We start from the raw sequence: 24,522 nt of genomic DNA on the forward strand, positions 1-24,522 counted from the left end.
ACAATTACCAAACTGTCAAGCACGTATTGAGGCAGTAGAAAAGGCTTGTTCTATTTCTAAAACTTCTGCAACTGATAGTATTTCTTTATAGTTGCTCTGCTATAAATTCGCTGCTAGCGCCGCGTTCTGCTTTTAAGTCTGTTACTGCGTTTAATTAATTGCATGGAGCCAAAATATTTATTTGACTTAGAAAAGCTTGGGCAGGAAATGCCTTTTAATATTAACCAATTGAATTTGTAGTTTTTTTAATTGAATGTAATTGGGATTTATTCGTTGTACTTAATATTAAGCCTAGCTATTTGCGTTAAGTACAACGAATATATTGAGTTAGGTAAAAAATTATTGGAAATATTTGACATAGCCATAACAAATTTTATAGACTAATAAAGGTAAACTAACAACGAGACCTAAATTATGAAAGAAAGAAAAGCAGTCTATTATGGACAAGTAGAATTAATACCCGGCATTATTTCTGATGGCTACGTGTTAGATGATGACACCGCAGTTATGAGTGAACGTGGAACTGCCGACTTGTTAGGAGTCGATCACATGCTCTTAAATCGCATGGAGACAAACTGGCCTCCAAAAACGCTTAAACCATTTATTGATAAGGGCTGGAGCATGGAGACAAACTTGGTAAAAGTTGTAGCCAAAAATAGTCCTTATCAAGGTAGAAAAATTTCTATTTACGATTCCTTAGCTATTGAAAATTTGATTCGTGCTTACGTTTTAGGACTGGCTAATAATAAATTACGTAAAAACCAAAAACATATTGGTGAACGATGTGCAATTTTACAATCATCTCTAGTAAGAACTGCCCTCGAAACTGCTATAAAAGAAGCCGCTGGGCTTTCTCCAAACATCCAACAAACCGCCCAACAAAACTACATAGATGCCGTAAAACTAATCAAAGACTTTGGCTTTACCTGTTCCGCACCAAATGACATTGCTACAAAAAAGGACATTAGCCAATTCCTCAACATTCCACAAAGCACTCTAAATAGTTTCCTCAGAAAACACAAAAACGAAATTCAACCCATTCAATTAGACTCAGCAACCATCCGTTCCTTTGGTAGTAAAGCATCACGCATGAACGGCTATCAGCTTGATGATGTTACTAAAATTGCTTTAGGAATGGATTCAGTGATTGGAATCAAGCTTAAAAAGCAAGTATTTGGTCAAATAGGCAGCTTTGCGAATCCTAATACATCAGTCGAAGTACAATGGCGAGACGTATTATCCAATGTTTTTCAAGGTTTTGACTTACAATTTAATTATCCTATTGGACCATATAAAGTTGATTTCTTTGTCGCAAAGTTAATGTTAGTTTTGGAATGTAACGGCTATTGTCACCGCTATTATGATGAAACAGAAGAAAAAGTGCGGGAAAAACTAATTACCCAAAAATATAGCCTAGTTCGCTTCCATCACAAGATAAACCTAGAAACACTTTTTAATGGTATTTTACAGGTTAAACCCGGCAAAATGATTAAACTATATGATTTAGAAAAGCTTGGACAGGAAATGCCTTTTAATATTAAACCTTTGAATTTATAAAATAACCAAGAGCTTACAATAATGTTATCTTTCGATGTTATTATAATTGGTGCAGGAGCTGCTGGTATGATGTGCGCTATTGAAGCGGCTAAGCGTGGACGCAAAGTGCTGCTTTTAGAACACAGTCGCAAGCCCGGCAATAAAATTCTAATGGCTGGTGGTGGCCGTTGTAACTTCACCAATATGGATATTGATGCCAGCAATTTCATTTCTCATAATCCACATTTCTGCAAATCTGCATTAAGCCGTTATACCCAATGGGATTTTATTGCTATGGTCAATGACCACAATATTCCTTATCACGAACGTGACCATGGTCAACTTTTTTGCAAAAATAGCTCAAAAGATATTTTGGATATGCTGAAGTCTGAATGTAGTAATGAAGGAATTGAAATACATGTTAAGACATCAATAACAAAAGTAGCTACTATTACAGGCGGCTTCAATGTGCATGGGGAAAGCCAAATATGGAAGTGTGAATCCCTAGTAATTGCCACTGGTGGCTTGTCTATTCCTACCTCGGGTGCGACACCATTTGGCTACCATATTGCAGAGCAATTCGGTATAAAAGTATGGCCACCGTCAGCAGGCTTAGTGCCATTTACCTTAAAACCCGAAGACAAAAAACTCATGGCTCCATTATCAGGAATATCAGTGGAAGTCACAGTCAGCTGCAATGGGCAAAGTTTTCGTGAAAACATTCTTTTCACACACCGAGGATTAAGTGGACCTGCTATTTTGCAAATTTCTAATTATTGGAATTCAGGTCAAAACCTGTGTATTAACTGGCTACCCGACATAGAACTAGAACAAATACTTATTGCAACAGCTAAAAGAAAACCTAAACAACAGCTTAAAACAATTATGGCGACTCTATTGCCACAGAGATTAGTACCACTTTTAATAGATGAAAATATTGCAGAAAAACCATTAAACCAACTCACTAATTATCAGATAAATAATCTTACTCTAACGCTAAAATCATGGCAGATAACACCTGCTGGAACAGAAGGATATAGAACAGCGGAAGTAACACAAGGAGGTGTGGATTGTGACAGTCTTTCATCCAAAACAATGGAAACTAAAACACAAATAGGACTTTATTTTATTGGAGAAGTCATTGATGTAGCTGGTTGGTTAGGCGGTTATAATTTCCAGTGGGCTTGGTCATCTGGATGGTGCGCTGGTCAATATGTGTAAAGTTTATGATTGAAATTATGAAAATGAAAACACAAACTTATAACCAAAAATGGCAACAATTAATTACAAATGTTCTAACAGATTCTCAAAATTGTCAATTAGTAGCAGAACAATTTGCTATACAATTACAAAAAGATCACAATGCCTATGAGAATGAACAAACAGTAACTGATTGTGCTAATCATGTTCCCCATTTATATACAGTTGTCGATAAAAAAACTCAATTAGCACACCAGATTGCCACACTATTATATCCAACCAATGATTATCAGAAAACAATTCGTTATATGTTATATAAGCGACTGATTGCTAATTTACGTCGCACATATCGTCAGCAAACTGAAATCAAACCCAAACCTAAAGTATGCACACTTTATAAACAAGCACGCTTAACTGGTGATAGAAAAATTTATCATCAATTACAACAAATTGAACAAATCCATGATGTCATTGTAAATCCAGAACCAATGCCAGTTGATGTTGCACCATTGCCAGAATTACAGCCAATTTTTGACTTTCTGGGTGATAATAAAAATGAATCACTGAGTTTTATGCGTGGCACCATCTTTAATGATGGTCGTCTGGATTTATGTAAGCAAGTAGTTGCTCAAGATTGGATTCAGAATTTAATGGATTCATTAGTCAATAATCAGCATATCAAACACTTCTTACTCGGCAATAATATTGTTGATTTTGCGGGCGCAAATTCCATTGCCAACTTTATTAATAATCCTCATAAGAGCCAAATTGAGACATGGTATTTAGCCGGCAATCGTATTGATGCTAACGGTATTGAATTAATCTCCAAGGCACTGCAAACTGATCAGCACTGCAAAGCCTTATGGTTAAAACGTAACCCACTGAAAGCTATGGGAGCTAAGCATCTAGCTAGTTTATTAGAACAAAATCAGCGTTTAGAAATTATTGATTTGCATAATACAGGGCTGCTTGATGAAGGAATTTCTTATTTTTTTGATGGCTTAAAACATAACCGTTCCCTAGACTTGTTATATATTGAAGCTAATGGTATTTCAAGTCGTGGTGCCAAACATATTGCCGATTATTTCGCTCATTTGACTAAAATTAAACAAACAGGTATTTCATCATTATATTGTGGAATCAATCGCTTGGGTGATGAAGGTGTAGCTACAATTGCTGAAAGTTTGCATGATTATCATCACCTTAAACGCCTATCATTTGGAGCAAACCGTTTAAGCTATCAAGGATTAAAAGTTTTATTGCAACAACTGCTTAATCATCCCAACTTAATTTATTTAGACTTAGGATTATATAAAGCTACTAGTGACATGCAAGAATTGCCTAATAATTTAGGTGACGAATCAATTCCTTTATTAGCAGACTTTATACAAACCAATAATAGCGTGCAAATTATGAGTATCAAAGATGCCAATATAAGCTTGACTGGCTTAGAACAATTGGGCCAAGCTATTCAAGTTAATGATAACTTATTAATGTTTAATTATGAACAACTTGGTGTAAAAATACCAGAGACACTGACTCAACGATTTAACCACAAATTAGCTGAAAATATTCAGAATACTTACGGAGTTGATATGCACACCTTTCGGCACCAATATTTACGTTATCTGAAACATACTGATGCTGTGCGTCATATTGATAGCATCTATCGCAATAAAGATACTTAGCCAGCTTTATTGTTTATATGCCTAAGATAACTTCATAGAAAAAGCTGTTAAACGTATTGCGGAAATATCAGAGTGAAAAGCGATGGAAAATTTAAAAAAAAGAATATATCTTGGAGAAGATAGTTATACACAGTTTAAAGTCAATATTACCAATAGTGAGAAATTAGCTGAAGAATTGGTCGCATTTTCAAATGCAAAAGGTGGATTGTTGATTATTGGAGTAGATGATAAGGCTGAAATAGTTGGATTAAGCAGTGATGATATTAGAAGATTAAATCAACTCATAGGTAATGTAATCAATGCAAATCTTACTCCTCCAATCTATCCACTTGTATCAATAAAAGAAATAAATAATAAAAATATTTTGGTTATTGAAATTGATGAAGGTGTCAATAAGCCCTATTCAACCAATAAAGGTTTATATATTACCAAAGCAGGAAGCGACAAAAGAAAAATTTCCCCCGAAGAGTTAAAAAGACTGTTTGCAGAATCCAAAAAGCTTTATGCAGATGAAGAAATTATTAAAACTAGTGATATTACCGATCTTAATAGTCAACTGTTTTACCGATTTTTAAGAGTAGATAATAAAACAGTATATAACGAATTAAAAGCTGGTAAGCTCTCTTTTGAGTATGTTTTACAGAATCTTGAATTGCTAAGAAATGGGCATTTAACAATAGCTGGTAATCTTATTTTTGGATTAGAACCACAAAGATTTTGTCCATCTTTTTATGTAGATGCTGTATATTTTGATGGCAACGATATTACCACCAATAAGTTTATATCAAAAGCTACACTCAAGGGTACTTTTGAAAAGTTATATGATGATAGTTTAAGTTTTATAACGACTAAATTAAGAACAGTACAAAAAGATAAGAATTTTAACTCTAATGGTATATTAGAAATAGATGAAGAAGTACTTGGTGAATTGATTATTAATGCTTTAGTTCATCGAGATTATTATATAAATTCATCAATTAAAATCTTTATGTTTCATAACCGTGTAGAAATTATAAGCCCCGGAAAATTGACAAACTCTTTGACTATTGAAAAAATTAAAAGTGGTATATCTATTCATCGCAATCCCATATTAAACTCTATATGTAAAACAGTTTTGCCTTATAGTGGCTATGGTAGCGGTATTAAAAGGGTAATAAATATTAATCCTGATATCGAGTTTATTAATGATATTGAAAAAGAAGAGTTTAGGTGTATTATTCCTAGATTTTAGCTATGATCATAATAACACCTGATATGGAATTGCCAAATATAGGCTTAGGCACATATCAACTAGATCATCAACAAACCTATCGCAGTGTTCGCTGGGCATTAGAGATAGGTTATCGTCATATAGATACAGCAGCCCTATATAAAAATGAAAAACAAGTAGGGCAAGCCATACGAGATTCAGGAATATCTAGGCAACAAATTTTTGTAACAACTAAAATTTCAGCTAAAGCAATTCGACAACAACAACTTCAGCCAGCGATTGAAAGTAGCTTACACCAATTGGATTTAGATTATATAGACTTAATCTTATTACACTCTCCTGATGCCAAACTAACTCAAACTTGGAACCAACTTAGCCAGCTTTATGATTTATATGGAAACATACGCCATATAGGAGTAAGTAATTATCAACAAATACATTTAAAGCAACTAGAAGACGCTCCTATTAAACCCTACGCCAATCAAATTGAAATCACACCCTTTTTAACGCGACAAAAACTGAGACAATACTGTAAAAATCAAGATATTCAGATAATTGCCCACTCATCATTAACTAAAGGAAGACAACTAAATATAACAAGTGCAACAAGATTATTGAAATGGGCACTGCAAAAGAATCTAAAAATTATTCCGCGCTCAGCCAACCAGAAACATATTTTTGATAATTTTAATCTAGGCTCAGAATTATTATCTGAGCAGATTATGAAACGATTAGATCAACTTGATTGTGGATTTGCTACTCATCCTCAGCATATTTGACTTGCATTTATCCCGAGGTGGTGTTGGCTTAACATGAAGCTGATATTATACTGTAGGTTGGGCTGACGACAGGAAGCCCAACATCTTGCTAAAATCGTTGGGCTTCCTCTCGTCAGCCCAACCTACAATTGTTAAATTTTAACTAATAATGAATCAATTAGAAACAAACCGCCTAAAACTACGTCAATGGTTGCCCAGTGACTACGCACCTTTTGCAGAATTAAATGCAGATCCTAAAGTAATGGAATATTTCCCTAATACTCTAAGCGAAACAGAGAGTAACGCATATGCTAAAAAAATGGAAACCATTATTTCAAATCAAGATTGGGGATTTTGGGCAGTAGAGCTAAAAACTACAAACTCTTTTATAGGTTTTGTTGGCTTACATCAAGCAGATGTCGAATTACCATTCAGCCCTTGCGTAGAAATAGGTTGGCGATTATCAAAAAAATATTGGAATAATGGTTATGCGACAGAAGCAGCACGCGCTGCATTAAAATTTGCTTTTGAAATCTTAAATTTAAAAGAAGTAGTATCATTCACATCCCTAAAAAACCAAAGATCAGAAGCAGTAATGCAAAGACTGAATATGATTAATACCAACCAAAACTTTCAACATCCAAAACTACCAATTGGTCATCAATTACGTGAACATGTGCTTTATAAAATAACAAGTTAAGAAGATACAATATCTCGACGTGGTTCAAAATTGATGCGGATGCTGTTCAACAACCAAACAATCAGCCTTTTTGGTATTAGCGGAGTGGGTAAATTCAGGCAACGTTGAACCTGCGGATCAATTGTTGCAATAATCACTTGTTGCGCTAAATAGCGTAAACCTAAAGGAGCCGCTTGTTTAACTAATTTTTCGATAGAACGTATCGCCAATTCATGACCCTCATCACTATAGCCCATATGTTCAACTTCATAGTTTCGCTGGAATGTTTCCCAATCTTGCAATGTCGTGAAGAGATCGTAAATTGACATCTGCTGACCAACTTCACACCAGAAATCAATAACCTTCTGTTGATCTTCTGAAGTAATATCTTGTTTTTGAAACTGGCGATTCCAACGAAAAGGTTCTAAAAAAAAAGTGGACAACACATAGCGATAATCATCATTATTAGCTTTAACTGAACGGTGCGCATGATTAATGCTTGCAATCGCTTTTTGCCCCCTTTCGCTGTCCAAACCAAAATAAATCAGTGTACGAATCAATTTACGGGTACGCATCAAGCGATCATAAGTATGATGACTTAATTGCGAATACTGATACAATTCCGTGACTAAAGGTTTGATAGTGAGGCTACGTAAAATAGCCAGATAACTACCAAAACGAAAAGGATGAGGATAACGAAGATAATAGATAGTGTAAATTTCATTCAACATTAGTTTGGAGTCTTTTTATAGGATAGAAAGACCTGTCAACCTGACAGGTCTAAAACTCAAACATTAATCATACTTTTCTGATGATCAATATAATATTGAAATTCCTCACGAAAGTTCTCAACAAAACTCATCACAGGCATTGCAGCAGCATCTCCTAAAGCACAAATAGTTCTACCACATATTTTATCTGCAACATCAGACAAAAGATCTAAATCCTTTTGCTCACCTTCTCCGTGATAAATACGATGTACTACACGAGATAACCAACCAGTGCCTTCTCTACACGGAGTACATTGCCCACAAGATTCCTCATAATAAAAATGGGATAGACGCGCTAATACTTTCACCATATCAGTGCTATCATCCATAACTATTACTGCACCAGAACCTAACATTGACCCTGCTTCAGCTATTGAATCATAATCCATAGTTACGCCCATCATAACATCAGCTTTTAAAACAGGTGTAGAAGAACCTCCGGGAATCACAGCCTTTAATTTACGTCCATCCTTAACACCACCAGCCATTTTTAATAACTCAGAAAACGGTGTACCCATCGGAATTTCATAATTACCCGGCTTATTCACATGCCCAGATATAGAAAATAATTTTGGACCACCATTATTTGGTTTTCCTATCTTTAAAAACCAATCAGCACCATTATTTAATATTTCAGGCACTGAAGCCAAAGTTTCAGTATTATTAATCGTTGTCGGTTTACCATATAAACCATAAGCCGCAGGAAAAGGAGGTTTAAAACGAGGTTGACCCTTTTTGCCCTCAATAGACTCTAATAATGCAGTTTCTTCACCACATATATAAGCACCAGCACCATAATGGGTATAAATATCAATACCTTTACCCAAAAGTCCAGCAGCATAAGCCTCTTTTAAAGCCTCTTCAAAACGCTCAATTGGCTCATCAAATTCACCACGAATATAATTATAACCAACAGTGGCACCAATGGTATAACAAGCAATAGCCATACCCTCAATAAGAGCATGAGGATTATAACGTAAAATATCGCGATCCTTAAAAGTACCCGGTTCACCTTCATCCGAATTACAGACAATATACTTTTGCCCCGGCTTATCGCGTGCTGATAACATAAAACTCCACTTAACACCAGCAGAAAAACCAGCACCACCACGCCCACGTAAAGCAGACGCTTTTAATTGATCAATAATATCTTTAGGATCAGGTTTTTCTGCTAAAATTTTACGTAAAGCCTTATAACCACCGGTGCTTTCATAAACATCTAATGTCCATGATTTGTCTAAATGAATATTCTTGAAACAAAGTTCATTTGCCATAAAATAATCCTATTATGCTAACTTAGCTAAAATCTCATCAATCTTTTCAGAAGTAAGATTCTCATAATACGTCTTGCCAATTTGCATCATTGGTGCTCCACCACATGCCCCTAAACATTCCACTTCCTTCAAAGTGAATTTCTTATCAGCACTAGTTTCTCCAAAGCCTATATTCAATTTTTGCTTTAAATGAGCAACAATATCATCTGAGCCGCAAAGCATACAAGATACATTTGTACAAACACAGATTTTATGCTTTCCAACCGGTTTCAGCTCGTACATGGAATAAAAAGTAGCAACTTCATAAACAGCTATTGGAGCCATTTCTAAATATTCAGCCACTGCATCCATTAACTCTGTAGTTAAATAGCCGCCATTCGCCTCTTGAACAATCCCTAAAGCACCCATTACTGCTGATTGTTTTTGTTCAGGCGGATATTTTGCTATCCAAGTGTCAATTTCACTGCGGGATTGTTCTGATAATAGTGTTGACATTTTATCTATCTACCTCTCCAAAAACAATATCTTGAGTACCAATAATTGCAACAACATCTGCAATCATATGTCCCTTAACCATTTCATTCAGAGCTGCTAAATGAACAAACCCCGGCGCACGTATTTTCACACGATATGGCTTATTTGCACCATCAGATATTAAATATATACCAAATTCACCTTTAGGATGTTCAACAGCTTGATAAACCTGACCTTCTGGAACACAGTAACCTTCAGTAAAGAGTTTAAAATGATGAATTAGACCTTCCATATCGCCTTTCATAGTTTCACGATTTGGCGGAGCTACCTTATGATCATCTACCATCACCGAACCCGGATTGTTACGCAACCAATCTATACACTGCTTAACAATCCTATTAGACTGACGCATTTCTTCCATACGAACAAGGTAACGATCATAACTATCACCATTAAGCCCAATCGGAATATCAAAATCTAACTTATCATAAACCTCATAAGGCTGCTTTTTACGTAAATCCCACGCTATACCCGATCCCCGTAACATCGGACCAGAAAAACCTAAATTTAAAGCGCGTTCAGGAGAAACAATTCCAATATCTACAGTACGTTGCTTCCAAATACGATTATCAGTCAACAAAGTTTCATACTCATCAACCAACTTAGGAAAACGCTGAATAAAATCTTCAAGAAAGTCTAATAATGAACCTTGGCGAGATTCATTTAATTCCTTGACCTCTTTATCATTATGCCATTGAGAAGCCTTATAATGTGGCATTCTATCAGGCAAATCTCGATAAACCCCACCCGGGCGATAATAAGCCGCGTGCATTCGCGAACCTGACACCGCCTCATAACAATCTACTAAATCTTCGCGTTCTCTAAAGGCATACAAAAACACAGACATCGCACCAATATCTAAAGCATGTGCGCCTAACCACATCAAATGATTAAGTATTCTAGTAACCTCATCAAACATAACCCGAATATATTGAGCGCGAATTGGTACATCTATACCCATTAAACGCTCAATTGCCATCACATAAGCATGTTCATTACACATCATCGAAACATAATCGAGTCGATCCATGTATGGCAAACTTTGATTAAAAGGCTTACTTTCAGCTAATTTTTCAGTACCACGATGTAATAATCCAATATGTGGATCTGCTCTTTCAATTACCTCACCGTCTAATTCTAAAATTAAACGTAACACCCCATGAGCAGCAGGATGTTGTGGACCAAAATTCAGAGTATAATTGCGAATTTCTGGCATAATACTATTCCTTAATCTGCATAACGGTTATCATGACGTATCACTTTAGGTACTAAAGTACGAGGTTCTATGCTCACTGGCTCATAAACTACCCGTTTCTTCTCAGCATCATAGCGCATTTCAACATTACCACTAAGTGGAAAATCTTTACGGAATGGATGTCCAATAAATCCATAATCAGTTAAAAGACGACGTAAATCAGGATGACCATTAAATAAAATGCCATACAAATCAAACGCTTCACGTTCAAACCAATCTGCGGAATTCCAAATATTAATAACAGAATCTATATACGGTGAATCACCTTCTGCAAAGCAGACAACACGTAAACGTTGATTACGTTTAATAGATAAAAGATGATAAACCACAGCAAAACGTGGTCTTTCTATTACTTCATCTTCATATGCAGCTTTACTAACACCACGACTAAAACCGCTACTACTTGCAGTTTCAGTATCCCAATCTGCCTGCCCATATTGCAAATAATCGACTCCACAACAATCCATTAATTGAGAAAAATCAAAACGATTACGCAGAGCTTCACAAACATATAACAACTGTGCTGCTGGAATTTCTATCGTTAGTTCATCATAACTAATTTCAGTCTGAAATGGAATGTCCGAAAATCTATCTTCAAGTTCAGATCGAAGAGTCTCAAGAGAATTAGCCATATATTATCCCTTAACTCCGTATTGTATTAGTACGTTTGATTTTTTGTTGTAATTGCATGATCCCATACACCAAAGCTTCTGGAGTAGGAGGACAGCCCGGCACATAAATATCAACTGGAACAATCCTATCGCAACCACGAACAACCGAATATGAATAATGATAGTAGCCACCACCATTAGCACATGAACCCATAGAAATAACCCAACGAGGATTAGGCATTTGATCATAAACCTTACGTAAAGCTGGAGCCATTTTATTAACTAAAGTTCCAGCAACAATCATAACATCAGATTGACGAGGACTAGGTCTAAATACCATACCAAATCTATCAAGATCATAACGCGAAGCACCAGCGTGCATCATTTCAACTGCACAACAAGCCAAACCAAATGTCATCGGCCACATAGAACCAGTTCGCGCCCAATTGATTAAATCATCAGCAGTCGTTGTAGCAAAACCTTCTGGTAAAATTTGCTCTATTCCCATTCAAGTGCCCCTTTTTTCCATTCATAAATAAAACCAATGATTAATATAGTTAAAAATATCATCATTGATACAAAACCAAATAAACCAATATCTTTAAATACTATAGCCCACGGAAATAAAAATGCAATTTCAAGATCAAAAATAATAAATAAAATAGCAACTAAATAATAACGTACATCAAACTTCATACGCGCATCATCAAATGCCTCAAAACCACACTCATAAGGTGAATTTTTTTCAGGATCAGGTTCACGCTTACCTAAAAAAAACCCTAGAATAGGTAGTACAATCCCCATACCTAATCCAATCAGGATAAACAACAAAATTGGTAAATATTGTTCTAACATTTATTACCCTCAGTTGATATAAAATTTTTCATTATACAATATTTTGACAAGCTCTGAATATTCAGATACCAATCGAATATTAATACCTCTGCGCACATAATCAGGTAATTCATCAAAATCACGTTTATTCGCTTCAGGCATGATTAAATCATAAATTTTAATCCGTCGCGCCGCAATAATTTTCTCACGAATACCGCCCACTGGTAATATCTGCCCTGTTAAAGTTAATTCACCAGTCATAGCAAGACTATGTTTTATTTCCCGCCCTGTAGCTAAGGATAATAATGCAGTTGCCATTGTAATACCGGCACTTGGACCATCTTTTGGTGTTGCACCAGCAGGAACATGCAAATGAATAAAGGCATTTTTAAAAAAATCTTTATCTATACCAAGCTCTTCAGCCTTAGAAATTATATAATGATAAGCAATTTCTGCTGATTCCTTCATTACATCACCTAACTGCCCAGTTAATTTAATACCCCGATTATAATTATGAATACATGTAGCCTCAATACTTAAAGTGGCACCACCCATAGAAGTCCAAGCTAAACCTGTTACAACACCTACACCCCTGATATTTTTTTCATTATCAAATACAGGTTTACCTAAATAATCTGAAATTTCATCAGGTTTAATTTTAATCGGTAAATATGCACCAGCAAGTACTTTTAGAGCAACCTTTCTAGCAATAGTTGCTAGACGCTTTTCTAAATTACGTACCCCTGCTTCTCTAGCATAATCTTCAATTATTAGACGCAAAGTTTTATCTGAAAATTTCAATTGTTTTGACTTTAAACCAGCCTTGTCTAATTGTTTTTTTACTAAATGTTTTTTAGCAATTTGAACTTTTTCACTAGTAATATAACCAGATAAATGAATAGTTTCCATCCGATCTAACAAAGGTGCTGGAATTGTATCCACTTGATTAGCAGTACAAATAAATAAAACTTTAGACAAATCAAAACGAACATCAAGATAATGATCCAAAAATTCAACATTTTGTTCTGGATCAAGAACTTCCAATAATGCAGACGCAGGATCACCTCGATAGGAATTGCCAATTTTATCAATTTCATCCAACATAATTACTGGATTGGCATATTCAACTTCCTTCATCGCCATGATCAATTTACCCGGCATAGCCCCAATATAAGTACGTCTATGGCCTTTAATTTCTGCATCATCATGTACACCACCAACAGAAAAACGAAAAAATGAGCGTCCAATTGCATCAGCAATAGATCGACCAATTGAAGTTTTACCCACTCCCGGTGGTCCAACCAATAACAGAATAGTGCCGCTAATACAACCTTTTAATGTACCAACCGCTAAAAATTCCATAATGCGATCTTTCACATCTTCCAAACCCTCATGATCACGATCTAAGACTTGTCGCGCATGTTTAATATCCAACTTATCTTCAGAATATTTACCCCAAGGCATTAAAGTTAGCCAATCAAGATAATTACGACTAATTGAATATTCCGCTGAACCGATTTCCAAAACTGACATTTTTTCAATTTCTTCATCAATACATTTTTGCACAGGTTCTGGTACAATTAGTGTTTCAAGACGCTCTATATATTTTTCAATTTCAGTAGTGCGATCATCTTTTTCTATTCCCAATTCCTTTTGAATAGTTTTAAGTTGTTCGCGCAAGAAAAACTCTCGTTGTTGATCTTGCATTTTTTCTTCAACTTGCTCACGAATCTCAGCTTGTGCCTTAGCAAGTTTAACTTCCTTATTTAGCAATAACAATACTTTTTCTAATCGCTCTAAAATAGGAAGTGTTTCTAAAACCTCCTGCAATTCTGTAGAATTAGCAGTAGTTAAACTAACAGCAAAATCAGCTAATGGTGAAGCTTCTTCAGAACTAAAACGTTGAAGAAATATTTTTAATTCCTCATTATAAAGAGGATTTAAAGGTAATAACTCCTTAATCGTATTAATAACAGCTAAAACATAAGGTTTTAGCTTATCATCTTCCTCATAGCGAGTTTCAGGATGATAAATAGGTTTAGTAGCAAAAGGTCGTTTTTCAGCAACCCATTCACCAAGCTCGAAACGCTCTAAGCCTTCAACTACAATTTGTAATTGATTATCAGATTGAACCACCCTATGTAAACGACATGCAGTGCCTATAGGATAAAAATCATCAGTATTCATTTCTGATAAATTATCAGTTTTCGCAAGTACCAATCCAATTATATTATCTGATGACTCTGTAACTGCTGTAATAGTTTCATCCCAAAGATCATGATCTATAATTAAAGGAATTACTTGATGAGGAAAAAAAGGACGATTACCAAGCGGTAAAATATATAATTTCTCTGGCAGCTCCTTCTTAGTATCATCATCATCATCATCATCTGGTTTTTCTAATTCAAGTTCTTTAATGATTTCAATATCTGTAGCTTGTTCAGATTCATCAATATTAGTTTCGCTAGTCATATTTATGGCTCTAGGATTAATGCAAGAAATGATAGCTATTATCAATAATCGTGCGCAATGCGCACTAGATTTAAGTGGAGTTAATTAAGGAAGGTTCAAGCTATGTAAAACTTGCATAGCTTGATTTAATTCACCTGCCATTATTAATGGCATCTCTTTTAAAGCAGAATTTATGACATGATCAATAGCAATTTGATCATCAATAGTGGGTTTATTTAAGACATAATTAGTTACCTTACTACTATGCCCCGGATGACCAATTCCAATCCGTAAACGTAAAAAATTTCTACTACCCAATTTAGCGATAATATCTTTTAAACCGTTATGTAACCCATCACCTCCGCCTTTTTTAAGACGAATAGTGCCTACTGGAAAATCTAATTCATCATGTATTACCAAAATTTGTTCAGCAGGTATTTTATAAAAATTAGCTAATGCGGCTATTGATTTGCCGCTTAAATTCATAAAAGTATTGGGTTTAAGTAACCAGCATGAATTTATTTTACATATATCGCCATAAAATTTATCATTATTACGAAATGACTCATTTGCTTGTTGTGCTAACTGATCTAAAAACCAAAAGCCAGCATTATGACGAGTATCTACATAACGGGAACCGGGATTACCCAGCCCCGCAATTAGCGTAATAGGCACGCTTATTGTTCTTCTTTTTGTTCTTCTTTTTGTTCTTCTTGATCTTCTTCTTCTTGAGTGCCACGTGGTAAATTCACAGAAGCAACTGGCAAATCACCATGTGCTAAAGACGCTAATTCTACATTTTCAGGAATAATTAAATTAGATAAATGAACAATTTCACTGACTTTAACATTTACTAAATCTACCTCAATAAATTCAGGTAAATCTTTAGGTAAACAAGAGATTTCAACTTCCGTCATTTGATGCGAAATTTTGCCTCCATCTTGTTTTACACCTACACAATTCTCTTCATTAAGAAAGTGTAATGGCACACGTAAAGATAATTTTTCAGTATCACTAACGCGCTGTAAATCTAAATGTAAGATTGAAGGCTTATAAGGATGACGCTGTAAATCTTTTAATACAGCTTTTTCTGATTTACCATCAAGATTAACTGTTAATATATGCGAATAAAAACTTTCATTATTTAAGCTGTTAATTATCTCATTATGAGATAAACTTAAAGATACTGGATCTTTACCAGAACCATAAATAATAGCTGGTATTAATCCAGCATGACGCATACGGCGGCTCGCACCTTTACCTATATCGGTACGTACTTTTGCGTTAATTTCAAAATTTTCCATAATTGTTTCTCTATTATTTGTAAAACTCCGCGACCAGAGCTAGTCCATAAACATTGAAGTAACTGATTCTTCTTGATTAATGCGACGTATGGTTTCAGCCAACATTTCAGCAATAGTTAATTGACGAATTTGCTGACAAGCAGCTGCTTTTTCTTGTAATGGAATAGTATCAGTAACTACTAACTGATCTAATTTAGACGATTCGATATTTTTTACAGCTTTGCCTGATAATATAGGGTGTGTACAATAAGCCATGACTTTAGCCGCCCCATGTTCTTTCAAAGCAGACGCTGCTTCACATAAAGTACCAGCCGTATCAACCATATCATCAACAATGATACAACTACGATTGGTCACATCGCCAATGATATTCATCACCTTAGCCTCATTAGGCTGAGGTCTGCGTTTATCAATAATGACTAAGTCAGCATCATCCAACTGTTTTGCAACAGCACGCGCTCGAACAACACCACCAACATCAGGTGAAACTACAACTAAATTTGGATATTCATGTCGCCAAATGTCTCCTAATAATACTGGAGAAGCATAGATATTATCTACAGGTAGATCAAAAAAACCTTGAATTTGATCTGCATGTAAATCGACAGTGAGAACGCGATCAACCCCAACACTAGTAATCATATTAGCAACTACTTTGGCAGTGATAGGAACACGAGCTGAACGAGTACGACGATCTTGACGAGAATAACCAAAATAAGGAATAACAGCAGTGACACGTTTGGCTGAAGCTCGCCGAACAGCATCTACTAATACTAGTAATTCCATTAAGTTATCGTTTGTTGGAGTACAGGTGGGTTGAATAATGAAAACATCTGTGCCGCGTACATTTTCGCGGATTTCTACCATTATTTCGTTATCGCTAAAACGACCGACAACGGCGTTGCTCAAAGGTAAATTAAGATGATTGACTACTGCTTTTGCTAAAGCAGGGTTGGCATTACCCGTAAAAATCTTCATTCGGCTTGACAAATCCGAACTCCCGTGGGATTATTAAATTGAGGAGATATGGCTGGGGTACCAGGATTCGAACCTGGGCGTGCTAGGATCAAAACCTAGTGCCTTACCGCTTGGCTATACCCCAATGATTGAAGGAGAAATATTTTTACCTTGTGCTATAAAACCTTGCCATTTATCTGGCAAATTATTCATTACTTTTTTAGCGTCTGAATAAGTATTAAAGGCGGCAAAAATACAAGCTCCAGTTCCCGTTAAGCGAGCTTGACTATATTGATTTAGCCAATCTAGTGCTTGTCCTATTGAAGGATAACGAGAACGTACTACTTCTTCGCAGTCATTTTTAGTTTGAGCTGCTATGAATTCGGACATTATAATCGGTTTAGTATTACGTGTCAAGTCTTTTGCATTAAAAATTTCAGCAGTTGATACAGAACAGCCCGGATGGACTACAAGATACCAAGGTTCTTCAAGAGAAATTGGTTTTAAAGATTCACCAATTCCCTCCGCCCAAGCTGCGTGACCATGTATAAATACTGGTACATCTGCACCTAAACTCAAGCCTAATTTAGCTAATGTATCTATTGATAAATTCAATTCCCACAAATGATTTAAAGCTAACAAAGTAGTAGCGGCATCCGAACTACCACCACCTAATCCCCCACCCATAGGAATGTTTTTTTCAACTTCTATATCTACACCTAAATTAGTATATTGCTGTAATAATTTAGCAGCGCGTAATACTATATCCTGCTCAGGCGGCAAATTAATGGCAGAAGATTTACATGATAATTTACCATCATCACGTATTCTAAACATCAAAACATCATTTAAATCAATAAACTGAAAAACAGTTTGAAGACAATGATAACCATCTGCTCGTCTTGAAGTAATATGTAAGAATAAATTTAATTTTGCTGGGGCTAAGTATTTTTTTTGCATATCAGTGCTAATTAATTATAATATTGTTATATTTATAGCATGTTTTTCTAAAAATTAAATTAGCAAGGAATTTATTAAAATGATAGAAACATTTATTTCACTTCTTGGATCTGCTAATACTGTTCATGATTCCTATAATAAAATTAGTGGTATTTTTCGACCTAAAGATAATAGTCATATAGAATATTTGGATAGAATTGCTACTGGTATTGAACGTTTATCAGGTAATATTTTGTATGCTCCCAATATGGAAGCGGTGCAAGATATTACCTGATAAACGTCAGCGTAAGATTGATAATCTTAGAGACGTTAAAGAATCTTTAGAGCCGGTGCAAAGGGCGGTTGGTAGTGAAATTTTATCTTCGGCAATTATTTTAACGCCTGATAAAATGCAAATTGCAATGCAAAAAAGCCCTTGGGAGGTTTTAGATGATATTTGTCCAGTTAATTTGTCTAAGCCTCGTAATAATCCTGATATTATTCCAATAGTTTTTGAACATAGTAGTATTCAATATGTTGGATGGCTAAAGCGTGGTCTTTTGCCGATGGTGTTTGATTGTGAATATGATGAATTATTGGTGCCAAAAACTCAAATTCAAAGCCCTTATAATAAGATAAAACCTGTCCATATTTCCCATGATCGCCTAAAAGATGGCAGCGCAGGACCAGAAATGGTGTTAATACCGGCTGGAACTTTTCGTATGGGTGAAAAACAATCAGTGCATGAAGTCTCGGTGGAAAGCTTTGCTATGGGGCGTTATCCGGTTACTTTTGCTGAATATGATTATTTTTGTGAACAGACTAGTACATGGTTTAAAAAAAGGAAAAAAGCAGATGATGAAGGCTGGGGACGTGGTAATCGACCTGTTATAAATGTGTCTTGGCATGACGCTGTGGCTTATACAGAATGGTTAAGCGAACAAACAGGACAAGAATATCGTCTTCCTACTGAGGCGGAGTGGGAGTATGCCGCTAGAGCGGGTACGGAAACTGATTATTGGTGGGGTAATGATATTGATGAAACTAAGGCTAATTATAATGGCAATATTGGTCATACCACCCCAGTGGGAGATTATGAAGCTAATCCCTTTGGTTTACATGATACTGCTGGCAATGTCTGGGAATGGACATGTTCAAAATATGAAAGTGAATATAACAGCAAAAAAACAATGAATACCCGATGTTGCGTGGCGGCTCGTGGAACGACAACTCGACGGACCTCCGTTCTGCCCTCCGCGACTTCAACAATCCGGTCAACCGCTTCTACTACCTCGGCTTCCGTGTAGTTCGCGCCGCGTGGACCTAGCCCTTTGCTCTTTTGCCCTTGTGCCCTTTACACTTTGTGACTGCCGCGATGCGGAGTCACTAAATTTTTTTTGCTATATAATAACTTATTAATAATATGTGTATTAGATAGAATTTAGGGAAGGATTGGAGTTGCGGAGCTTTGTTATTCTATTCGTTGTTATTATTATTAGTTGTACTTCAGTAAGAATTTATGCAGCAAAAAAAAATCCGTTTATTCCGTAAATCCGTTGTACTATATATAAGGGATAATTAATCTTACAAAATGGCTAATCAGAGTTACAATAATTAAATAACTCTGTATAAAACTGTTTAAACACTGGACATTTATTGGATACAATTTGAGGATTAAGGTATTCGATCAGCAACATAGGTGTATGTATTGCCTTTGAATACTTTCTACCACCATAAACTTTAGCAGCCTCAACCAAGCATTCACTGAGCTTATCTTCACACGCATCTGTTACTGGATCGTAGTTACTAAAAGATTCAGGCGCATCAAAAGGAACATTACTTTGAGTACTTAGTGACCAACGTATGGCTGAATGTCGTTGACGAAAGTCAATATGTTTAGCAACAGTATTGTCCCAATCGGCAATAATCCAAGCTTCTAATTCTGGAACCGCAAAGCCAATTAAACGTTTAATATTTTGTGCTGCCTCGACTTTATCAATGGCATCCGAAAGCATAATTTTTCGCGTCTCAACATCATGACAATCTAAATCATCTAAAACCAAAATCAAATCGCAACTCATACCATGCGATAAAGAACTATGTAATTCTTGTTTAATTTGTTTGGCTAAACTTTCACCAGTTTTACCCAAAGCATGTTGTTTTTTCTTGACCTTATGTGGCACCAACTTGGGTCGAATAGGCGTTTTTCTCTCAAACTCACAATTTGTAAAGTGTTTTCTAAAGAAATTTACTAAGCCCCTAATTTCAGCTTCGCCACCACCAGCAAAAATCCATACTACCAAGGCCAGCCCCCAATATCTGGATCACCTATTCGATAAAGATCACCCAGTTGCCATCCTTCTTTAATTTTGTCAGACAACTGAGTCGCTGAAAGTGGTTTAACCATACAATGACTCTTATCATGCCGCTCAAAACTAAGAACATTTGTCACACAATCAGTAAAATAATCAAGCAAATCAGGACTATGTGTACTCACAATCACTTGCGTTTTAGTGGCAGCTTGTTTAATCCATTCACTCAGAATTTGCATCCAAGCCACATGCAAACCTAATTCTGGTTCATCAATCACCAATAATGTTGGTAAAATAGGCGAATGTAAAATACTTGCCCAACATAACATCCGTACTGAACCATCCGACATTTCATTCAAATAAAATGGTTCTCGCATCCCTTCAAAATACCATTGCACCGCGAGTGAAAGATTAGAACGATAAATTTTGATTTTGCGTGTAGTTGGAAAAATGCTTTTCATAGCATTATTTATTTGTTCTTCAAAATCAATACCGTATGTTTGATGCTGCATTAAATTGTCTAGCATCAAGGGTAAGTTTTCGCCATTTGCTGACAAAAAAATATCATTTGCACCGATTTTTGGATATGAATTACGAATTTCTTTTAAACTCATATCATTGGCATTATAGAAACGCCATTGGGATAGACTATCTATCATTCTTCGACGAGTTTTATAAATCGGTGTGAGTGAAGGCATACTTGAATGACTATTTTCAAGTAATTTTGGCATAGCTAACAAGCTTAATTCATTGGTAGGTACCTCTTCAATGGTTTCAAAATTAGCATTATTGTTAGAATGCTCAATTGAAACCACACCGACACCACTATCTTTATGATGGCATCTATAAAAATAAGAAGGCTCAAGCCCTAATTGACTAAATGATTCTTCAACTATAAAGGGAATACTAATACTATCTTTTGCATGAAGTGTTAGTTCAAGCAAACTCTCTGAGGGAATAACATCTCTGTGACTAAACTCAAATTTATAACTAGCATTAGCTGGTAGTGGCAAATTAGCATCTAATAATTTAGAACCGCCCAATTGATTAATAACAGCTTGTTCATAAGCAGTCATTCCACGGCTCTCATCAACTGCTGTGAGACACAGATGCAAAAATTCTAGCACACTGATTAAATTAGTTTTACCAGAACCATTAGCACCAATCAAAATATTCAACTGTTTTAGTTGAACACCCTCAGTTGAATCCATCAATAAATTTTTATAATTTATCGTGATTAATTTTTTAAGTTGTAAGTGTTCAATATCCATTCATTCTTGTAATTATTGCGATCTCATAATATTATTATAACATCTATTTTCAAAGCTGGGGGTGGTTTCGCTAAGGTGGGTTCTGTTTTAAAGGATGATAATAAAAACCCTTTTTCTGAGTCAGAATTGGTTGCTTTGGTTGGTAATCAACACACTGGTAGTATTACTGCTTTACATTAACATCTGTATTTATAACAGAAATCTTATGTTTTTTACAAGCTGCTAAAAAAGTGTAAATATCTACTCCAGCAAATTCACAAGCAGCTCCACGTGATAATTTTCCTGATTGAAATAAAAGCAATGCTCCATAAAGTTTGATTTGATCTGCAAATGCACGATCATCTTGCTTGGATGAAATTTCTCAGGTATATCTAAAATTAATTGCATAACTATATAAAAATATATTTACGGAACCGATCAACAACCTCACTTCCTAACCCACTCAAAAACACTATCCAAAGCCTCACTCAACTTAGCAGGATTATTCCCCCCACCTTGAGCCATATCAGCACGCCCACCACCTTTACCATCAACTTGTGCAGCTACATGTTTTATTAAGTCACCAGCTTTAATTTTATCAGTGATATTTTTACTTACCCCAGCAACCAATGAAATTTTATTACCATTGACGCTTGCCAACACTATTGCCGCCTTATCAAACTTACTTTTTACTTGATCAAGCGTCTCGCGCAGTTGTTTGGCATTAACATTTTCTAAATTAGCTGCTAACACCTTAATACCATCAACATCTACCGCCTGATCAACTAAACTACTACCTTGTTGGCTAGCCAACTTAGCTTGTAAACGGCTAATTTCCTTCTCAAGGCTACGATTCTTAGTTTTTAATAAACCTATATTCTCTTGTAACTTATTCTCAGATTCAGCAATCCAATCAAGAGCGCGATTAGCCGTGACTGCCTCAATCCGTCGTACACCAGCAGCCACACCAGTTTCACTAATAATTTTACATAAACCAATTTCACCCACATGACCAACATGAGTACCACCGCATAACTCAGTAGAAAAATCACCTATAGACAATACACGTACATCTTCATCATACTTTTCACCAAACAAAGCCATCGCCCCGCTTTGCATAGCATCTTCCAATGACATTAGGCGCGTTTTAACCAAATTACCAGCTAAAATTTGTTCATTAACTAAACGTTCTATTGCTTCCAACTGTTCAGAACTCACTGGCTCAAAATGAGAAAAATCAAAGCGCAAACGCTCAGGATTTACCAAAGAACCCTTTTGCTTTACATGATCACCTAAAATCTGTTGTAAAGCCGCATGTAATAAATGAGTAGCAGAATGATGTCTAGCAGTATCTTTACGAGCATTAGCATCAACCTTAGCCGCTAACTTATCACCAACTTCAATATTTCCAGACTTTAAAACTCCAATATGAACATATGCTTGCCCCATTTTTTGAGTATCTTGCACCTCAAAAACAGTATCACCCTGTACCAAAACACCCTTATCACCAACTTGCCCACCAGACTCAGCATAAAAAGGCGTATGTTCTAACACAACCCCCTTATCAAACAAAGCAGTAACAACACTTTCATCAACAACATGATCATAACCAGTAAACTCAGATTTACAATCAATATGTTGACTACTATCAACCACCTCAAACTTACTAGCCGCACCACTACGCGCACGTTGTTCCGCCATAGCCAGCTCAAAACCAGCCATATCCAACTCTAAATTACGCTCCCGCGCAATATCAGCCGTCAAATCAGTAGGAAAACCATAAGTATCATACAACTTAAACACCAAATCACCCGGAATTACATCACCAGACAAATCAGCAATAACCCGATCCAACAAAACCATACCACGATCTAAAGTCTCATCAAATCGCTGCTCCTCCTGCTTCAAAATACGCTCAACTAAAGCCCTATTTTTACCTAACTCAGGATAAGCCGCCCCCATTAACTCATTAAGTGGCTCAACTAAACCATAAAAAAACGGCTCCCGCAAACCCAACTGATGCCCATGACGAATAGCCCGACGAATAATACGCCGTAACACATAACCTCGCCCCTCATTAGAAGGAACAACCCCATCAACAATCAAAAAAGCACAAGCACGAATATGATCAGCAATCACCCGCAAAGACTTATTAGCCAAATCATCACAAGCAGCCAAACGCGCTACCGCCCGAATCAAATTATCAAATAAATCAATCTCATAATTACTATGCACATTCTGCATAACAGCCGCCAACCGCTCCAAACCCATACCAGTATCAACAGACGGCTTAGGCAAAGGACTTAAATCTCCCTTTGAATCACGATTATATTGCATGAAAACCAAATTCCAAATCTCAATATAACGATCACCATCCTCATCAACACTACCCGGAGGACCACCAGCCACCTCAGAACCATGATCATAAAAGATTTCAGAACAAGGACCACAAGGACCAGTATCCCCCATAGACCAAAAATTATCCTTCTCACCACAACGAGAAAAACGGCTGGGATCAACCTTCAAATCCTTTAACCAAATATCAGCCGCCTCATCATCCTGCTCATAAACAGTTACCCACAACTTCTCAGGTGGTAATTTCAAAACCTCAGTTAAAAATTCCCAAGCATACTCAATAGCATCACGCTTAAAATAATCACCAAAGCTAAAATTACCCAACATCTCAAAAAAAGTATGATGACGCGCTGTATAACCAACATTTTCTAAATCATTATGCTTACCACCAGCTCGCACACAACGTTGACAACTAGTAGCCCGGCTATAATGCCGCTGCTCAACTCCTAAAAAAGTATCCTTAAACTGCACCATTCCCGCGTTTACAAACAACAAACTAGGATCATTGGCAGCAACTAATGGACTACTAGAAATAACTTTATGCCCTTTAGAATTAAAATAATCTAAAAAAGCCCCACGTAAACCGGAAACACTGCTAATCATTC

Annotated in this window: 24 protein-coding genes and 1 tRNA gene; 8 read left to right on the forward strand and 17 right to left on the reverse strand. The window is 36.1% G+C overall.

All coding sequences use genetic code 11. The annotated features are described in order from the left end of the window. The first annotated feature begins 414 nt into the window (after positions 1–414). From BHU68_RS00615 to BHU68_RS00640, 6 genes are all read left to right on the forward strand, one after another. A complete protein-coding gene (locus tag BHU68_RS00615) occupies positions 415–1,557 on the forward strand; it encodes a DUF559 domain-containing protein (RefSeq protein ID WP_069469980.1) in 1,143 nt (380 codons plus the stop codon). Positions 1,558–1,578: 21 nt separating this feature from the next. Continuing rightward, on the forward strand, positions 1,579–2,757 hold the full coding sequence (locus BHU68_RS00620; RefSeq protein WP_069469979.1) for an NAD(P)/FAD-dependent oxidoreductase: 1,179 nt from the start codon (positions 1,579–1,581) through the stop codon (positions 2,755–2,757). Between the two features lie 17 nt (positions 2,758–2,774). After that, entirely contained in the window at positions 2,775–4,424 is a 1,650-nt protein-coding gene (locus tag BHU68_RS00625) for a hypothetical protein (protein ID WP_141698805.1), read from the forward strand. Between the two features lie 82 nt (positions 4,425–4,506). Beyond that, entirely contained in the window at positions 4,507–5,655 is a 1,149-nt protein-coding gene (locus BHU68_RS00630) for an RNA-binding domain-containing protein (RefSeq protein ID WP_069469977.1), read from the forward strand. A gap of 2 nt (positions 5,656–5,657) precedes the next feature. Then, on the forward strand, positions 5,658–6,413 hold the full coding sequence (locus BHU68_RS00635) for an aldo/keto reductase (protein WP_069469976.1): 756 nt from the start codon (positions 5,658–5,660) through the stop codon (positions 6,411–6,413). A gap of 148 nt (positions 6,414–6,561) precedes the next feature. After that, positions 6,562–7,092 (forward strand): GNAT family N-acetyltransferase, encoded by a 531-nt coding sequence (locus BHU68_RS00640; RefSeq protein ID WP_069469975.1) that lies wholly within the window; start codon positions 6,562–6,564, stop codon positions 7,090–7,092. Here BHU68_RS00640 and BHU68_RS00645 read toward each other — a convergent pair. The 13 genes from BHU68_RS00645 to ispE form a co-directional block, all read right to left on the reverse strand. Further along, on the reverse strand, positions 7,089–7,802 hold the full coding sequence (locus BHU68_RS00645) for an oxygenase MpaB family protein (RefSeq protein WP_069469974.1): 714 nt from the start codon (positions 7,800–7,802) through the stop codon (positions 7,089–7,091). The genes BHU68_RS00640 and BHU68_RS00645 overlap by 4 nt on opposite strands. 56 nt (positions 7,803–7,858) lie before the next feature. Further along, complete coding sequence (nuoF, locus tag BHU68_RS00650; RefSeq protein WP_069469973.1) at positions 7,859–9,115, reverse strand: NADH-quinone oxidoreductase subunit NuoF; 1,257 nt, start codon at positions 9,113–9,115, stop codon at positions 7,859–7,861. A 12-nt stretch (positions 9,116–9,127) separates the two neighbouring features. Further along, positions 9,128–9,610 carry an NADH-quinone oxidoreductase subunit NuoE gene (nuoE, locus tag BHU68_RS00655; RefSeq protein ID WP_069469972.1) on the reverse strand — a complete coding sequence of 161 codons (483 nt, stop codon included), beginning with the start codon at positions 9,608–9,610 and terminating at the stop codon, positions 9,128–9,130. A 1-nt stretch (position 9,611) separates the two neighbouring features. Further along, a complete protein-coding gene (locus BHU68_RS00660) occupies positions 9,612–10,865 on the reverse strand; it encodes an NADH-quinone oxidoreductase subunit D (protein WP_069469971.1) in 1,254 nt (417 codons plus the stop codon). 11 nt (positions 10,866–10,876) lie between these two features. Then, positions 10,877–11,536, reverse strand: a complete 660-nt coding sequence (locus tag BHU68_RS00665) for an NADH-quinone oxidoreductase subunit C (protein ID WP_069469970.1) — start codon at positions 11,534–11,536, stop codon at positions 10,877–10,879. A 10-nt stretch (positions 11,537–11,546) separates the two neighbouring features. Then, the gene (locus BHU68_RS00670) at positions 11,547–12,023 is read right to left on the reverse strand and encodes a NuoB/complex I 20 kDa subunit family protein (protein WP_069469969.1); all 477 of its coding nucleotides are present in this window, start codon (positions 12,021–12,023) and stop codon (positions 11,547–11,549) included. Next, positions 12,014–12,370, reverse strand: coding sequence for an NADH-quinone oxidoreductase subunit A (locus BHU68_RS16685; protein WP_069469968.1), 357 nt, complete (start codon positions 12,368–12,370; stop codon positions 12,014–12,016). Before BHU68_RS16685 ends, BHU68_RS00670 begins: the two co-directional genes overlap by 10 nt. A gap of 9 nt (positions 12,371–12,379) precedes the next feature. Beyond that, entirely contained in the window at positions 12,380–14,821 is a 2,442-nt protein-coding gene (gene lon / locus BHU68_RS00680; RefSeq protein WP_069469967.1) for an endopeptidase La, read from the reverse strand. Between the two features lie 84 nt (positions 14,822–14,905). Continuing rightward, a complete protein-coding gene (gene pth / locus BHU68_RS00685) occupies positions 14,906–15,475 on the reverse strand; it encodes an aminoacyl-tRNA hydrolase (RefSeq protein ID WP_102135574.1) in 570 nt (189 codons plus the stop codon). 2 nt (positions 15,476–15,477) lie between these two features. After that, on the reverse strand, positions 15,478–16,104 hold the full coding sequence (locus BHU68_RS00690; protein ID WP_069469965.1) for a 50S ribosomal protein L25/general stress protein Ctc: 627 nt from the start codon (positions 16,102–16,104) through the stop codon (positions 15,478–15,480). A 39-nt stretch (positions 16,105–16,143) separates the two neighbouring features. Continuing rightward, positions 16,144–17,082, reverse strand: a complete 939-nt coding sequence (locus BHU68_RS00695; protein ID WP_069469964.1) for a ribose-phosphate diphosphokinase — start codon at positions 17,080–17,082, stop codon at positions 16,144–16,146. Positions 17,083–17,131: 49 nt separating this feature from the next. Then, positions 17,132–17,206, reverse strand: a tRNA-Gln gene (locus tag BHU68_RS00700). Beyond that, positions 17,197–18,021, reverse strand: coding sequence for a 4-(cytidine 5'-diphospho)-2-C-methyl-D-erythritol kinase (gene ispE / locus BHU68_RS00705; RefSeq protein ID WP_069469963.1), 825 nt, complete (start codon positions 18,019–18,021; stop codon positions 17,197–17,199). The genes BHU68_RS00700 and ispE overlap by 10 nt, the downstream gene beginning before the upstream one ends. Positions 18,022–18,100: 79 nt before the next feature. On the opposite strand from ispE, the gene BHU68_RS00710 reads away from it, so the two are divergent. Together BHU68_RS00710 and BHU68_RS16180 are read left to right on the forward strand one after the other, a co-directional pair. Then, entirely contained in the window at positions 18,101–18,295 is a 195-nt protein-coding gene (locus tag BHU68_RS00710) for a hypothetical protein (protein ID WP_069469962.1), read from the forward strand. After that, complete coding sequence (locus tag BHU68_RS16180; RefSeq protein WP_069472902.1) at positions 18,258–19,307, forward strand: formylglycine-generating enzyme family protein; 1,050 nt, start codon at positions 18,258–18,260, stop codon at positions 19,305–19,307. Before BHU68_RS00710 ends, BHU68_RS16180 begins: the two co-directional genes overlap by 38 nt. A 288-nt stretch (positions 19,308–19,595) precedes the next feature. Here the strand turns inward: BHU68_RS16180 and BHU68_RS00720 are convergent, their stop codons facing one another. From BHU68_RS00720 to alaS, 4 genes are all read right to left on the reverse strand, one after another. Further along, the gene (locus BHU68_RS00720; protein WP_216092568.1) at positions 19,596–20,303 is read right to left on the reverse strand and encodes a DUF4276 family protein; all 708 of its coding nucleotides are present in this window, start codon (positions 20,301–20,303) and stop codon (positions 19,596–19,598) included. Continuing rightward, positions 20,297–21,583: an AAA family ATPase gene (locus BHU68_RS00725; RefSeq protein WP_069469960.1), complete on the reverse strand. Its 1,287-nt coding sequence runs from the start codon at positions 21,581–21,583 to the stop codon at positions 20,297–20,299. Before BHU68_RS00725 ends, BHU68_RS00720 begins: the two co-directional genes overlap by 7 nt. A 163-nt stretch (positions 21,584–21,746) precedes the next feature. Continuing rightward, positions 21,747–21,884 (reverse strand): UPF0175 family protein, encoded by a 138-nt coding sequence (locus BHU68_RS17810; protein WP_253180955.1) that lies wholly within the window; start codon positions 21,882–21,884, stop codon positions 21,747–21,749. 125 nt (positions 21,885–22,009) lie between these two features. Beyond that, positions 22,010–24,520, reverse strand: a complete 2,511-nt coding sequence (gene alaS / locus BHU68_RS00730; protein WP_216092567.1) for an alanine--tRNA ligase — start codon at positions 24,518–24,520, stop codon at positions 22,010–22,012. Between the last annotated feature and the right edge of the window lie 2 nt (positions 24,521–24,522).

This window comes from Candidatus Marithrix sp. Canyon 246 (genome assembly GCF_001723685.1).
Lineage (GTDB): Bacteria > Pseudomonadota > Gammaproteobacteria > Beggiatoales > Beggiatoaceae > Marithrix.